Below are 14,770 nucleotides of genomic sequence, written 5' to 3'. Positions count from 1 at the left end.
AAGCTTCATACGCCACATTTCAGATCGCGGCTAACGACCTGTGTGATCTCGTGAGACTCATGCTATCAACTAAAAAAAGTTAAGCAAGATGCCTATTCACACATCAAAATCTCACTAATTTTTTCGCCCGTATTATTTACGACTTAAAAAATCCGTTATCTCCAGGACATCTAGGCTAAAAACCATTTTCTATCGAACCCCCCTATAACTCCTTCGCAAATCGGAATTGACTCATTCTGCCCAGGAGTTATAGGCGGAAAGACGGTACGCATCCTCGTTTTATAATTCCAAAATAGAATAAAAATCGTAATTAAAATTCTAAAAAATCATAACAACATCGACCGCTATTTTCCTTTTCCCAAGATCCGGACTCAACTCGATGCCCGACGCATGAATCTGGCGTACCCACGTGGAGCTCTTGGCTTTATGTTTTGTGGGGATCACGATCAATCGAGTATTGGCCGCCATAGACGACAAGATGGCACTAGGCTATCGTCACACCAGGCGGAGGGGGGAGTCTGGGAAAATACCTCCCTATCAGGCATTGTGAAAACATTTTAGAGCGCGTTTGGCAGTCAGAATCGGAACAAAAATCGCGTTCCTACGTAAATTTCAGGTCTGTTGACTAACCAAACGCCGACAGATTTTACGTAGCAACGCAGACTACAAAACAGTGCATGCGTTTTCACACAGCCTGCTATGGTTCATTAGCGATTTTCCGCCCAGGAATAAATCTACAGTTAAGGAAATTGAATTGGAAAATCTAGAGAAGTACGCAGAACTAACACGTAAAGCAGACTGGGAAGCCATTTGCGAACTAAACGACGTAAGACTGGATTCGTTTGGAACAAAAAAAGAAATAAAGGTTCTAACCAACCATCTTGAAGCGGAAGAGGTTGTGTTTGCACTAACATCTGGAATCGTCAAGCACTCAGATAGCTCTAACTCCTCTGACTTTGGCAGCAATACTTGGCTGGCTGTCCTCACCGATCAGCGGTTTCTATTCTTGGATTGCGCTATGCTAACGAGCTCAGTAGATACTCAAAGCATCCGCCACGATCGTGTTCAGGCTGTTTCCTCATCCCAAGGATTTCTGCTAGGAAAGATTATGGTTGACTTAGGTAGTAGGGTTCTCACAATCGACAATTGCCAGAAAGCAACTGTTTCTGTAATGGCCACGCTTGCTAACCGGTGGTTACAGGAACTCAACACACGACGCCAATCATCATCCCCTCGGGTAGAAGCTCAGCAAGAGTCCCCGCTAGATAAGCTCACCAAGCTCGCAAACCTACGGGCGATGGGAGCCCTCACCGACGAAGAATTTAATACGGTGAAGGCCAAAATCATCGCTCAGTTTTAGTCGAACTCGGCCGCCGCGAAGGCATGTAGCAAAAGTAATCGGACTCGGTGGGGGACGCTGATGAGAATGCGTCCTTCGCAAGTGCCTAGCGTGGTACGACTACTGGAAAGCATTTCTTATCTACTCAAATGTCACGCGGTACGCGCGGCGTGTCGAAACTCAGCAGCAATCAGCCCTCCCCGTACTGTTACTCCTCCGGTATCCTCGGCACGATGTTATCGCTAAGGTGTGCATGAATTGGAGAGCGAGCTTTATGGGTAAATTATTGAGTATCCGAGATGTAAAGATTTCCCTTGAAAGACGCGGATTTTTCCACGTAAAGCAGAGCGTCTCTGATGGCAAGGTCATGCGTTTCGATCATGTGCTAGCAACTTATCCGGTTTATTTGAAGCAGAGTGCTAGTCTGAATCCAATTCAAAAAGTCCCTTTGATCATCCACCCAAGTTTTTCTGAACAGCTTGCAGAGCTAAAAACAATTACCGGCGTTTTTTTTGGTAAATACCCTCTGGCCTTCAGTAGCAACATGGAGGCGTTTCCTAAAAAAATAAATGATCAACCTCGGAATGGCCGAAAGCCAGGCCAAGTGCCCGAACCCCATGGTATCGAGCTAGGTTTTGAGCATGAAGCAGCGCTTGATGAGTTTGTGGACTGGCTTACGGCGCAACGGCCGTTTGATTCAGCAAGTGACGCAACGTCGGTGGCTGGTAGGCATACGGCCCCCACGCAGGACTCACTGCTGCCGCTAACCGAAACAGAGCGTGAAGCCATAATCAAGGCGCGTATTGGCCAAGGCATATACCGCGCTGCCCTGATTGATTATTGGGGCAGTTGCTCAGTTACAGGTTGCGCAAATCTGAATATGCTCCGTGCCTCCCATGCCAAGCCTTGGTTTGCAGCCACATCATATGAGCGACTCGATCCATTTAACGGGCTGCTGTTAACCCCAAACCTCGATCTAGCCTTCGACCAAGGGCTGATCAGCTTCAACGACGACGGCCAAATTCTCATCAGCAACCAACTAGACGAGCAAAGTTGCAGTGCGCTTAATGTGTGGCCACATCTACGCTTGCGCCAAATAGAACCGCGCCATCGTGTTTACCTTGCCTGGCACCGTGACTATAAATTCAAGAAGTAAGCTTGTAGGAACCCGAGAGGGGGATGGATAGCGCGTTGCCAATACGCTCACCCCAGATCTCACCCCTCATCTCACCAGCGTGTTCCTGGGGCCGACCTGCCACCTTCTCTCCCTGTGAAAATGTCGCTGAGTGAAAGTCACGCGACATACTAGGCCCTCACCTGGCCTCAAAACTCCACATCTGTTCAAATCATGGCTCAGGAAGACAAGGAGGAAACGTTGAATAATCTGTTCATGTACGCCGCGAAGGAACTCAGCACGGATGCTTTTCTAGCTTGGTTTTTCAAGGAATTGGAAGTCAACCAAGACATCGCCGGTTACCGTTCCCAGGTATTTCACGCTCTGGGGCTCATTGCCGAAGGCGAAACGCCCGTAAAAATTGAACCGGTGCTCCAATCTGGCAACGTCGATTTAATCTTGAGATTTGAAGTCAACAACACAGCCCGTAGCATTCTGTTCGAGAACAAAACCTCATCTACCTTTCATTCTGATCAACTCAATCGTTATCGGGAGCGCTTCCCGGATTGCGACAAGTACATCTACTTTAAAATCGGCTATATCGACATCTGGGAGCGGCAGAACCTACAGGGCTATCAGCTGATATCTGCCCATGATTTCCATCAAGCGATTGGCTTTTTAGCGCCATACCACCCAATCATCGATCAGTACTGCGCGTTCCTGAAAGACGCCTGGATTTCTCAGGAAGAAAAGGTATTCGAGAGTTTAGCCATCTCCTGCCCAACCGCGTTTCAAAGCGCTATAGGTCAACGGCACCTCATCGGTGAGCTCTACGACCAGCTCAAGAACAGTGACCCTTTTTTGAAATTCAAGAAAGGCGTCAACATGAATGGCACACCGTGGACTCAGCTAGATATTTGTCGGCGTGAGGGTTACTACGAAGGCAAAAACGAGACATTATTTTGGAGAGTCGATTCACGCGCGGGGAGAACTTATCTGCGAGTCAACCAGTACGCGGCCATTCCCATGGATCGACCTGACACCGTTGCCCATAAAAAGCGACGCCTACAAGCGTTGCGCCAGTTAGCAGCCGATATCAGTACGAATTACGATTTGAAACCCGGCAAGCTTTCTAACAAGGGCGTCAGAGAAAGCGAAGTGATCATTTTTTTCTTTGACGAAAACCCGTACGGAGATCTAAAACAGCTCCTGCCAGAGCTCAGCATTAAGCTCCAATCGGTTTACTACGGATTGGACTAGCCTTCTCGAAAATTTGACTGACGAATAAAATACTCTCTCTTTGTCACGCGGTACGCGCGGTGCGTCAAAAGCTAGCCTCAATCGCCCACCACGCTCCGGTGCTCCTCCGGAACGTCCGGAGGGTTTTGAAGCCATCTGGCCGGTTTCTGGTCGGAAATGATCGCGCGGTATTTTAGATCGGGCCAGGAAATCCAGCCGTTTTTCACATGCAGCCGGGCTTTCACAGGTTTTGAAAATCCCCGTGTCGGCGGTTCGATTCCGTCTCTGGCACCAAATACCGAAAACCCTGAATCGCAAGATTCAGGGTTTTTTTATGCCCGGGATTTGTCCAATCCTGACGCCGCCGAAATTTCTTACACGAGCGGCGCCCTTTTCCTTTCAGTCGCGCCCTCACCCTCACACACGACTTTGAGATACGTCTCATTGAGCATGCCCCCCTTGCACAGTGAAACTTTTGCAGCAGCAAATCTGCCTGCATTCAACGTTTCAAAGTAAGGAAGCATTTCTTGAATACGCTTTTGAAGTTCCTCGCCCTGTCGACCATCATCGCGACAGCAAGCGGCTGTGTCAGCTACAACACCAGCCAACCTTCTTCGCCCATCGACAGCACCGTCAAAGCAGACCTGAAGGCAGACATCGCCGTCGGTGACGCCATCTCCGGCCAGTCTTCGGTCAACGTCCTGTTCGGCGTCCTGAAGTTTGGTGGCGATTCCCAATTTGCCGACGGCGTCAGCTACGGCGGTGAGAGCGGCGGCCTGAGCGGTCTTGGCCTGGATCCCGTCAGCGCCGTCAAATCGGCCGCGGCCTACAAAGCGGTAAAATCTTCCGGTGCCGACCTGATCGTCGCCCCTCGCTATGAAGTGAACGAAGAAAACTACTTCATCTTCAAAAAAGTTTCCGTCACGGTAAAAGGCAACAAAGGCAACATCCGCAGCATCCGCTAACACATCCCCCCAGGTGTTTGTTCAGCACTCCATCCATTGCGTTTTGGCAAACCGAAAAGCCTAGTGCAATGCATTCCGTAAACAGCCATTGAAAGACGGCTGTTTGCGGACTTGAGAAGGGCCCGGGTCGCCCGCTCATCACCGGTCTTGGTTCGCACTTTCGGACTTTCAAAATTTTCCACCCCCATCGTTATTTCTGAGGATCCATTACTGCTGCAGGGCTGATTGCTTGAGTATTCAGGCTGCTGCATGAACAGTCATGTGATCGCCGGCGGGGACGGCTTGATCACCCTGCCAGCTTTGTTTCTGGCAGGTGTAGATCCGATCAGCGCGATTGCAACGAACAAGTTCCAGGCCGCGTCGGCAACTGTTTCTGCCACGGTGACCTTTGCTCGCAAAGGACTGATCGAATGGCGCGAAGGCCGTTTCCTGGTTGTCTGCGGATTTATTGGCAGCGCCAGTGGCGCCTTGCTGGTCAGCTCAATTGATAAGCGCTATCTGGAAGTATGCGTGCCCATCATGCTGATTCTGGTGGCCATCTATTTTGCGTTATCTCCAAAGCTGGCCAATGAAGATCGACGCAAAAGGATCGGCATTCTGTTGTTTTCGTTTACCTTGGCGCCGGTCCTGGGCTTCTACGACGGTATATTTGGCCCCGGCGTGGGCTGCTTCTTCATTGTCGGTTTTGTCCTTCTGTGCGGCCTGGGCATGATGCGAGCCATGAGCTTTACCAAACTGGCCAACGCTTCATGCAATCTCGGCTCCCTTTCGGTCTTCACGGGTTCATAACCAAAGGTGTGATTATCTGGCCCGTAGCCATAGCCATGGCATTGGCGGCCTTCGTCGGCGCGCAACTGGGTGCCAGAGCCGCTGTCAGGGTTGGGCCACGATTGATCAAGCCCATGTTGATCGTGGTCTGCTGCGCCTTGGCCATCAAGCTGCTGAGCGTAGAAACCAATCCCTTGCGCGTTGCGGTGATCCAGTCATTGGCTTGGTTATGAGCATTTCAATCAACCAGATCTCCCAACCAATCACCCACCACACGTACAAAAAACCCTGAGTCGCAAGATTCAGGGTCCTATTTGCCTCCCGGTTTTCTGGCCATTCGCTAACTTTTACTATTCCAGTGAAAGACCAGGTTGCGGGCCGCTCCGCTGCCGATATCCGCCGTATCCCGCCGCTCTTCGCCGTTGCGCGAGGCGACGACAGTGTATTTGCCAGCGGGCAACTGGACGTAAACCAGCGGGCCGGCTTTGCTCAGTGTCAACACGGTTTGTCCGTGGTCCTTCTGTATGACCACGTTCACATCAGGGATGTACTCGTTTAGCGGGCCAACAGAGAAGATCATGTGCAGGTTGTAGCCCGTGGTCTGCTGGATAGCGTGCGCTTCATCATCGCCAATGCCGCCAGACAGATAGGCAATTCCGTTTTCCTCTTGCCGCTGAATCTGCACGCCCGAACCGTCAACAGGCTCCAGGCTGGCGGCAGGCGATATGGCTGGAAACATGAATACGCCGACTGTGGCGATGGGCAACAGCAGTGAATGAAAGGTTTTCATGATGTCGACTCCCGGGCTCTTCAGAACCCAATCGTTACCCTTCTTTTGATTTGCGCGCGGAGGCAGGAGTTTTAGATTGATTCAGACTTGGGGTGAGCGCGGAACGACCCCGGACTGCTAAGCATCGACAACGCGCGGTGCCTGAAGAGCGGCTGAAGCAGAAACAACTGTAGCCCCGATGGATTGTTCATCCGCCGTGTGAAGACTATCGTTGGCAACTATCCGCAAAGGACGGGCACCGATGAACTTGCAGGAAACCCCACCTCTCGCCCCCACTCAGATCGAACTGCCGCTGGCGTGTGACGCCCTTGGCGAACCCTTCAGGGAGCTCGCCGCAGATGGCTTCGCACTCGGAGGTTTCAGCTGGCGGCATGCTGCCAAGGACACTCAGCGCCCGGTCGTCATCATCAATGCCGCCACCTCGGTGCGCTGCCGTCACTACTCACGCTTCGCGGACTACCTGTTTGCCAATGACTTTGACGTGATCACCTACGACTACCGCGGCATCGGTGAATCGCGCCCGACGTCACTGAAAGGATTGAAGGCCTCTTGGTCCGACTGGGGCGCCCTGGATTTCGAAGCGATGCTCAAGCGCGCACAGCGTGAGTTTCCCGATCAGCCGATCGATGTGGTGGGCCACAGCTTTGGAGGCTGTGCAGCGGGCCTGGGAGCGTCGGGACGGCTTATCCGCCGCATGGTGACGGTTGGCGCGCAATTCGCGTACTGGCGCGACTATGCGCCCTCTCATCGCTGGCGGATGCTTGGCAAATGGCATGTGGTGATGCCGTTGCTCACGATGATTTACGGTTACTTTCCCGGCAAGCGCCTTGGCTGGCTGGAAGACACCCCCGCCGGAGTGGTCCGTGACTGGAGTACGCCCACCGCTCGTTACGAGAAGCGCCCCAGCGGCCGGGACCACCACACAAGACACTTCGCCGCCGTCACCGCAAAAGCCCTGGCCATCAGTATCAGCGACGATCCCTATGGCACGATTCCCGCCATCGAACGCCTGCTCAACTACTTCACCCACAGCAACAACACTCACCTGCGCATTGCGCCCGAAGACATCGGCGAAAAAGAAGTTGGCCATTTCGCCTTTTTTCGCAGCGCATACCAAGCCACACTATGGCCCATTGCATTGTCCTGGCTGCAAAACGGCGAGCTGGCCCCCGGCACACCCGGGCGGACGGTGCCGCGCAGCTGAACCAGCCGCCCTTTCAACGAATTACGGAACGACGCCCATGGCCTCCGCCAACAAGCAGCAAAAACGCGCCTCCCGCGCCAAGGCCAAGGCCAAGCAGAACCGCACTCAACGGGCCGCCGCGCCTGTCGAGCTGGACCCGAACGACGACCGCATCGACTTCGAATCGGTGGACCTGACCGAACTGTTCAAGAAAATGATCGACGCACAAAAGATCAGCCAGCAAGCCATGTGCGCGGCCTTCCTCGAAGACCCGCTGCTGGAGCTGGTATACGAGCAGGAAGGCGAGGAAGGCGCGATGGATTTCATCCTCGCGGCGCTGATCGAGTATCGCCAATGGTCCGCCGACACCGACGAAGCCGGTGCCCTGGCATGGATCGAATCCCCGGCCTTCCAGGCTGACTACGTGGCGGCGTCCGACGCCATCGCGGCCCAAACCCAACAGAAACCGAACTGAGTTCCCATGGCCTCCCTGAACAAGCAACAGAAACGCGCCAAACGCGCAAAAGCCAAAGCCAGACAGATCAACATCCACGGCAGAAAACCTGCCGCGCCGGACGATGACCTGGGCGAAATGGGCGAGCCGATCCCGGAATACACCCTGGCGATGTTCAGCAAGATGCGCGACGCGGAAGCCATCGGTCGCAATGACATGCTGCTGACCCTGCTGACCGACCTCGCCGGGATCATCAACGACCGTCCAGAGCTGCTGGACATGGAAAACGCCGACAACGAAGCCATGGCCGCCACCCACCTGGCCGCCGACATGCTGATCGACTATCGCATGTGGGCTGACGGCATGGACCGCGACACCGCCCAGGCCTGGCTGACCGACCCGCAGTTCATCACCGACTTCGGCGATGCACTCGACAGCTATCGCCAGACGCTGGAAGCGCAGGAAGACAAAAGCGAGTAACGATTTCAACGCAAACAAAAACGGCCGCTTGTCATCGCTGACAGCGGCCGTTTTTCATTTCAACAACGTCTGGCGTGAGTCAGGGACTCAGCGCGCAACCGCCCCGATCATCTTCTCGTTACGACGACGGCGAGCAACCAGCAAGCCGGCCGCTACCACCATGATACCGAGCAGACCGGTCGCGAGGATTTCCACACGATGGGCCTCCTGGAACAGCATGATGGTCAGGGCGCCGACGATGAACACGATCACCGCGTAGGTCAGGCCCGGGAACAGCCACATGCTGAAGACGATTTTCTCGCCGCGAGCCATACGCTGTTTGCGCATGCGCAGTTGCGAGACCGCAATCACCAGGTACACGAGCAGTGCAATGGCACCGGAGCTGGCCAGCAGGAATTCAAATACCGCCGCCGGGGCCACGTAGTTGGCGAATGTCGCCAGGAACGCAGCGCCTGTGGACAACATCACCGCCCAGTATGGCGTGCCGCTGCTGTTGGTACGGGTGGACATGGCCGGTGCATCACCGCGCTTGCCCAGGGAGAACAACATGCGCGACGAGGTGTAGAGCGCCGAGTTCAGGCAGCTGGTCACGGCGACCAGTACCACGATATCAACAATCATTTTGGCATTCGGAATGCCCATGCGCTCAAGCACGGTCTGGTAGGAACCGAGGCTGGCCAGTACCGGATCGTTCCATGGCACCAGGGCCACAACGATGAAGATCGATACAAGGTAGAACAAGCCGATCCGCCAGATCACCGAGTTGGTGGCCTTGGAGATTTGCTTGCCAGGGTTCTTCGATTCCGCGGCCGCGATGGTCACGATTTCGGTACCCATGAAGGAGAACATGGTGGTCAGGATCGCGCCCAACACCGCGCCCATGCCGTTTGGCAGGAAGCCCTGAGTGTCGAACAGGTGCGAAACGCCGCTGACCTGGCTGCCTGGCAGGAAGCCGAAGATCGCCAGCACGCCGAGCACGATGAAACCGATGATCGCCAGGACCTTGACCAGGGCGAACCAGAATTCGAACTCGCCATAGTTCTTCACGCTGAACAGGTTGGTTACCGTCAGCAACATCGTGATCACCAAGGCAAAGGCCCAGATAGCCACGTTAGGGAACCAGGCATGCAGGATGGTCGCGGCGGCGTTGGCCTCCAGCGGGATGACGAGCACCCAGAACCACCAGTACAACCAGCCGATGGTGAAACCGGCCCAGTGACCGATCGCGCGATCGGCATACGTCGAGAAGGAACCTGTGTCCGGCGAAGCAACGGCCATCTCGCCGAGCATGCGCATGACCAACACCACCAGCATACCGGCGGCGGCGTAAGCCAACAGTACAGCCGGGCCTGCGGCGGCGATTGCGTGACCCGAGCCGACGAACAGGCCGGCACCGATAACCCCGGCAATCGACAGCATGGTCACATGACGCGGTTTGAGCCCCTGTTCGAGGCCATTAGAGCTTTGGGTACTGCTCATTGAAACTACCTTTGTAAGGAGAAGCGAATACGTTCACCCGTCTGGTGTTCCTCTTTGTAAAAAGAAACAAACGGGGGCGTTCCGGAATCTGCACGCAATAATTGCGCCAAAATGTTTCAAAACCGTCTACCCCGGCGATTTCAACCTGACCGGACAGTCATCGCAAGCCATTGATATTAATGGCACTTTGCCAGAACGTTACCCTGCGACTCACTTCAAGTGACGATCCCGCGCACCGGAAACACACCCAAAAATGCCTCGACGCACGATAAAAGTGCAGTTCGGCAACCTTTGGCCTGTTTACGCTTCCAACCCCCCGCCAAAGCTGGCAACATCGCGCCCTTTTTTAGAACGGCCGCCTGGCTTTTTATCCGGAAGCAGGGTTCAAACGACTGTTCGGTTGTTGACGGGGCGACAGTCTGCTGCGCCGATGCGACAACCTGCCACATGCCACCCGTTTACTGCCCGTAGCGCTGTTGGCTGCCTTGGAAACGCTATGCTAGCTTGGCCGCCTCGCCAGTAAGGCCGCCAACAGCAGGAGCGCAAAACACAATGAGGAACGCACATGGCTGAGGCCACGCCCGCGCTTGAAATCCGCAACCTGCACAAACGCTACGGCTCGCTGGAGGTGCTCAAAGGCATCTCGCTGACCGCCCGCGACGGCGATGTGATCTCGATCCTGGGTTCTTCCGGCTCCGGCAAGTCCACGTTCCTGCGCTGCATCAACCTGCTGGAAAACCCGCATCAGGGCCAGATCCTGGTCGCCGGCGAGGAGCTCAAGCTCAAAGCCGCCAAAAATGGTGAACTGGTCGCTGCCGACGGCAAGCAGATCAATCGCCTGCGCAGCGAAATTGGTTTTGTATTTCAAAACTTTAATCTGTGGCCGCACATGAGCGTGCTCGACAACATCATCGAAGCGCCGCGCCGCGTGCTCGGCCAGAGCAAGGCCGAAGCCATTGAAGTGGCCGAAGCCTTGCTGGCCAAGGTCGGTATCGCCGACAAGCGCCATGCCTACCCCGCACAACTGTCCGGCGGTCAACAACAGCGCGCGGCCATCGCCCGCACCCTGGCCATGCAGCCCAAGGTCATCCTGTTCGACGAGCCCACCTCCGCCCTTGACCCGGAAATGGTCCAGGAAGTACTTAATGTCATCCGCGCACTGGCCGAAGAAGGCCGCACCATGCTGCTGGTGACCCATGAAATGGGCTTCGCCCGTCAGGTTTCCAGCGAAGTGGTGTTTCTGCACCAGGGCCTGGTAGAAGAGCAAGGATCGCCACAGCAGGTGTTTGAAAACCCGCTTTCGGCACGCTGCAAACAATTCATGTCCAGCAACCGCTAACGGAGCTACCCGCATGCAGAACTTCAAAAAAATCTTCCTGGCTGCCGCCGTCACCCTGGCCTTCAGCGCCGGTGCCATGGCCGAAACCCTGAAGATGGGCATCGAAGCGGCCTACCCGCCGTTCAACAATAAAGATGCCAGTGGCAACGTGGTCGGCTTCGACAAGGAAATCGGCGACGCCCTGTGCGCCAAGATGAAAGTCGAATGCACCGTCGTGACTTCCGACTGGGACGGCATCATTCCGGCCCTGAACGCCAAGAAGTTCGACTTCCTGATCTCTTCGATGTCGATCACCAACGAGCGCAAGCAAGCGGTGGACTTCACCGACCCGTACTACTCCAACAAGCTGCAATTCATCGCGCCGAAAGATAAAGAGTTCAAGACCGATAAGGCTTCCCTGCAAGGCAAAGTGATCGGCGCACAACGTGCGACCCTCGCCGGCACCTGGCTGGAAGACAACATGCCGGGCGTTGAAGTCAAACTCTACGACACCCAGGAAAACGCCTACCTCGACCTGACTTCCGGTCGCCTGGACGGCATCCTGGCGGACAAATACGTCAACTACGAGTGGCTCAAAAGCGACGCTGGCCGCGCCTACGAATTCAAGGGCGACCCAGTGGAAGAAAGCGACAAGATCGGTATCGCCGTGCGCAAGAACGATCCGATCCGCGAAAAGCTGAACGCCGCGCTCAAAGAAATCGTTGCTGACGGTACCTACAAGAAAATCAACGACAAGTACTTCCCGTTCAGCATCTATTGATCCTGACCTGCCAGACCGGTGCCGCCTGCTGACGGCGCCGGTCCCCGGCCTTGCCTGCCGCGATTTGAAAAGAAATCCATGATTATCGACCTCTACGGATTCGGCCCGGCGCTCGCCGCTGGCGCGCTGATGACTGTGAAACTGGCGCTCTCGGCCCTGTGCCTGGGACTGGTACTCGGTCTGCTCGGCGCCTTGGCCAAGACTTCCCCGTACAAGCCGTTGCAATGGCTTGGCGGCACCTATTCGACCCTGGTTCGCGGTATCCCGGAACTGCTCTGGGTCCTGCTGATCTACTTCGGCACCGTCAACCTGATGCGCGCCCTGGGCGAGTTCTTCGGCAACCCCGACCTGGAACTCAATGCCTTCGCCGCCGGCGTCATCGCCCTGGGCCTGTGCTTCGGCGCCTACGCCACGGAAGTGTTTCGCGGCGCGATCCTCGCCATCCCAAAAGGCCATCGTGAAGCCGGTGTGGCGCTGGGCCTGTCGAAATGGCGCATCTTCACTAAGTTGATCATGCCGCAGATGTGGCGCATCGCCCTGCCCGGACTGGGCAACCTGTTCATGATCCTGATGAAGGACACCGCACTGGTGTCGGTGATCGGCCTGGAAGAAATCATGCGTCACGCGCAAATCGGTGTGACCGTGTCCAAGCAACCGTTCACCTTCTATATGGTCGCGGCATTCATGTACCTGAGCCTGACGATCCTGGCCATGACCGGCATGCACTTCCTGGAAAAACGTGCCGCTCGCGGCTTCGCGAGGAGCGCCCAATGAACTGGGAAATCATCATCAAGTGGCTGCCGAAACTGGCCCAGGGCGCAACCCTGACCCTGGAGCTGGTGGCCATCGCCGTGATCGCCGGCCTGCTGCTGGCGATTCCCCTGGGCATCGCTCGCTCGTCACGCCTGTGGTGGGTGCGGGCATTTCCCTACGGCTACATCTTCTTTTTCCGTGGCACGCCGTTGCTGGTTCAACTGTTCCTCGTCTACTACGGCCTGGCGCAGTTCGACGTCATCCGTAACAGCTCGATGTGGCCGTACCTGCGCGATCCGTTCTGGTGCGCCACCGCGACCATGACCCTGCACACCGCCGCCTACATCGCCGAGATCCTGCGCGGCGCGATTCAAGCGATTCCGCCGGGCGAGATCGAAGCGGCGCGAGCCCTGGGCATGTCCAAGGCCAAGGCGCTTATCTACATCATGCTGCCCCGCGCCGCGCGCATCGGCCTGCCGGCCTATAGCAACGAAGTGATCCTGATGCTCAAGGCCAGCGCCCTGGCCAGCACCGTGACCCTGCTGGAGCTGACCGGCATGGCCCGCACCATCATTGCCCGGACCTACCTGCCGGTGGAGATCTTCTTCGCCGCCGGCATGTTCTACCTGGTAATGGCGTATGTGCTGGTGCGCGGCTTCAAGCTGCTGGAGCGCTGGTTGCGCGTCGATGCCTGCCAAGGGCGTTGATTCCCACGTGTTGACGGGCGAGTCCCTGCTCGCCCGCTTCACCGCGCTGGATGCTTTTCTGACACGGCACCAGGCGCTGTGGAAGCCTCGACCGTTCACCCATCTGCAGCTTCCATGGGAAACGGCCTACCCCGAATTGTCCGCCTGGCTACGTGGCCGATCACTGGAAGACGCAGAAAACGCCCACAATCAACCTGCCCTGCTGGACGCGCCGGAACCTTTTGCTTGCTTGGCGGCGATGTCTCTTGAATTGGCGGCCGTGGGTGAATTGCCGGCGCATGCACTGGAGGCTGCGGGTCATCGTCTGAATGTGGATGTGCCGGGTCGCAAGTGGCAGCAGATTGAAGCCTTCGCCAGTCGATTGCAGTTTGCCCATGTGCCGACGCATTGGCTGGACTGGTGCTCGGGCAAGGGGCACCTGGGGCGTCGGTTGCTGCATGCCGGTCAACAACTGACCTGCCTGGAATACGACCCGGCGCTGGTTGCCAGCGGCCAGGCCCTCAGCCAACGCCATGGACTGCATGCGCTGCATATCGAGCAAGATGTGCTCACGGCGGATACCGCTACGCTATTGACCGCTGACCACACACCGGTAGCCCTGCACGCCTGTGGTGATCTGCACGTGCAACTGATCCATCTGGCCAGCGCAGCGGGCTGCAAACAACTCACCATCGCACCTTGCTGCTATAACCGAATCAGTCTTCCCCAGTACTCACCGATATCTTCGGCCGCCAGGAACTCCGATCTACAGCTGTCTATCGACGATCTCGCACTGCCGATGAGCGAAACCGTGACCGCGGGTGCGCGCGTCCGCCGTCAGCGCGACACTTCCATGGCCCGGCGACTGGCCTTCGACCTGCTGCAACGCCAGCTGCGTGGCGTGGATGAGTACTTGCCAACCCCCTCCCTCCCCAGTGCTTGGCTGGACAAAACCTTCGCCGAGTACTGCCAGCATCTGGGCCGACTCAAGGACTTATCCACAATTGGCCCGCAAGACTGGGCAGCACTGGAGGCCAGCGGTTGGCAGCGCCTGGCGCAAGTGCGCAATCTGGAGCTGTTGCGTGGCCTTTTCCGACGCCCACTGGAGCTTTGGCTGGTACTCGATCGGGCGCTTTTCCTGTTCGAACAGGGCTACACCGTTCGCCTCGGCACCTTCTGCGAAACCCCGCTGACGCCACGCAATTTCCTGCTATTGGCAGAACGCCTCTAATGATGCGCAGCCTGTGGATAACTCTGTTGATGAAAATATCGTGGATCCAACATTTACAGCTGTTTCAGGGGTGAAACGATACTGTTCAGATTTCGTACACTTGAATAAAAAACCTGAAAAACAGTGATTTGCGTACCAGATGAGAACGAGTCCACAAATTCACGCACGATTGCGTGCGCCGACAACCACG

At 56.0% G+C, this 14,770-nt stretch carries 14 protein-coding genes and 1 pseudogene; 13 read left to right on the top strand and 2 right to left on the bottom strand.

The annotated features are described in order from the left end of the window. The first annotated feature begins 754 nt into the window (after window positions 1-754). From F7R06_RS10880 to F7R06_RS10860, 5 genes and pseudogenes are all read left to right on the top strand, one after another. Window positions 755-1,360, top strand: a complete 606-nt coding sequence (locus F7R06_RS10880; protein WP_139204844.1) for a PH domain-containing protein — start codon at window positions 755-757, stop codon at window positions 1,358-1,360. Between the two features lie 253 nt (window positions 1,361-1,613). Continuing rightward, window positions 1,614-2,495 (top strand): HNH endonuclease, encoded by an 882-nt coding sequence (locus F7R06_RS10875; RefSeq protein WP_245706759.1) that lies wholly within the window; start codon window positions 1,614-1,616, stop codon window positions 2,493-2,495. Between the two features lie 219 nt (window positions 2,496-2,714). Beyond that, complete coding sequence (locus F7R06_RS10870) at window positions 2,715-3,713, top strand: hypothetical protein (RefSeq protein ID WP_090327984.1); 999 nt, start codon at window positions 2,715-2,717, stop codon at window positions 3,711-3,713. A 506-nt stretch (window positions 3,714-4,219) separates the two neighbouring features. After that, the gene (locus F7R06_RS10865; protein ID WP_090327981.1) at window positions 4,220-4,657 is read left to right on the top strand and encodes a hypothetical protein; all 438 of its coding nucleotides are present in this window, start codon (window positions 4,220-4,222) and stop codon (window positions 4,655-4,657) included. A gap of 249 nt (window positions 4,658-4,906) precedes the next feature. Next, a pseudogene (locus F7R06_RS10860) lies at window positions 4,907-5,658 on the top strand (TSUP family transporter). 107 nt (window positions 5,659-5,765) lie between these two features. Here the strand turns inward: F7R06_RS10860 and F7R06_RS10855 are convergent. Beyond that, window positions 5,766-6,215 (bottom strand): hypothetical protein, encoded by a 450-nt coding sequence (locus F7R06_RS10855; RefSeq protein ID WP_090327980.1) that lies wholly within the window; start codon window positions 6,213-6,215, stop codon window positions 5,766-5,768. A gap of 241 nt (window positions 6,216-6,456) precedes the next feature. Here F7R06_RS10855 and F7R06_RS10850 point away from each other — a divergent pair, with 241 nt between their 5' ends. The 3 genes from F7R06_RS10850 to F7R06_RS10840 are packed head-to-tail and all read left to right on the top strand — an operon-like array spanning window position 6,457 to window position 8,332. Then, a complete protein-coding gene (locus F7R06_RS10850) occupies window positions 6,457-7,419 on the top strand; it encodes an alpha/beta hydrolase family protein (protein ID WP_090327977.1) in 963 nt (320 codons plus the stop codon). Window positions 7,420-7,456: 37 nt separating this feature from the next. Further along, window positions 7,457-7,873 carry a hypothetical protein gene (locus F7R06_RS10845; protein ID WP_090327975.1) on the top strand — a complete coding sequence of 139 codons (417 nt, stop codon included), beginning with the start codon at window positions 7,457-7,459 and terminating at the stop codon, window positions 7,871-7,873. A 6-nt stretch (window positions 7,874-7,879) separates the two neighbouring features. Beyond that, window positions 7,880-8,332 (top strand): hypothetical protein, encoded by a 453-nt coding sequence (locus F7R06_RS10840; RefSeq protein WP_090327972.1) that lies wholly within the window; start codon window positions 7,880-7,882, stop codon window positions 8,330-8,332. 87 nt (window positions 8,333-8,419) lie between these two features. Here the strand turns inward: F7R06_RS10840 and gabP are convergent, their stop codons facing one another. Further along, entirely contained in the window at window positions 8,420-9,811 is a 1,392-nt protein-coding gene (gabP, locus tag F7R06_RS10835) for a GABA permease (RefSeq protein ID WP_090327969.1), read from the bottom strand. Between the two features lie 565 nt (window positions 9,812-10,376). Between gabP and F7R06_RS10830 the strand changes: the two genes are divergently transcribed. From F7R06_RS10830 to F7R06_RS10810, 5 genes are all read left to right on the top strand, one after another. Next, the gene (locus F7R06_RS10830) at window positions 10,377-11,150 is read left to right on the top strand and encodes an ABC transporter ATP-binding protein (RefSeq protein ID WP_007972784.1); all 774 of its coding nucleotides are present in this window, start codon (window positions 10,377-10,379) and stop codon (window positions 11,148-11,150) included. Between the two features lie 13 nt (window positions 11,151-11,163). Continuing rightward, the gene (locus F7R06_RS10825) at window positions 11,164-11,910 is read left to right on the top strand and encodes an ABC transporter substrate-binding protein (RefSeq protein ID WP_090327967.1); all 747 of its coding nucleotides are present in this window, start codon (window positions 11,164-11,166) and stop codon (window positions 11,908-11,910) included. 78 nt (window positions 11,911-11,988) lie between these two features. After that, a complete protein-coding gene (locus F7R06_RS10820) occupies window positions 11,989-12,684 on the top strand; it encodes an ABC transporter permease (protein WP_047536288.1) in 696 nt (231 codons plus the stop codon). After that, window positions 12,681-13,370 carry an ABC transporter permease gene (locus tag F7R06_RS10815; RefSeq protein WP_090327964.1) on the top strand — a complete coding sequence of 230 codons (690 nt, stop codon included), beginning with the start codon at window positions 12,681-12,683 and terminating at the stop codon, window positions 13,368-13,370. The genes F7R06_RS10820 and F7R06_RS10815 overlap by 4 nt, the downstream gene beginning before the upstream one ends. Next, window positions 13,351-14,580 carry a methyltransferase gene (locus F7R06_RS10810; protein WP_090327960.1) on the top strand — a complete coding sequence of 410 codons (1,230 nt, stop codon included), beginning with the start codon at window positions 13,351-13,353 and terminating at the stop codon, window positions 14,578-14,580. Before F7R06_RS10815 ends, F7R06_RS10810 begins: the two co-directional genes overlap by 20 nt. Window positions 14,581-14,770 lie beyond the last annotated feature (190 nt).

Origin of the sequence: Pseudomonas moorei (genome assembly GCF_008801475.1) — a bacterium.
Classification (GTDB): domain Bacteria; phylum Pseudomonadota; class Gammaproteobacteria; order Pseudomonadales; family Pseudomonadaceae; genus Aquipseudomonas; species Aquipseudomonas moorei.
The sequence above is the reverse complement of the archived record's forward strand: the minus strand, read 5'-3'. Positions and strand labels throughout refer to the sequence as shown.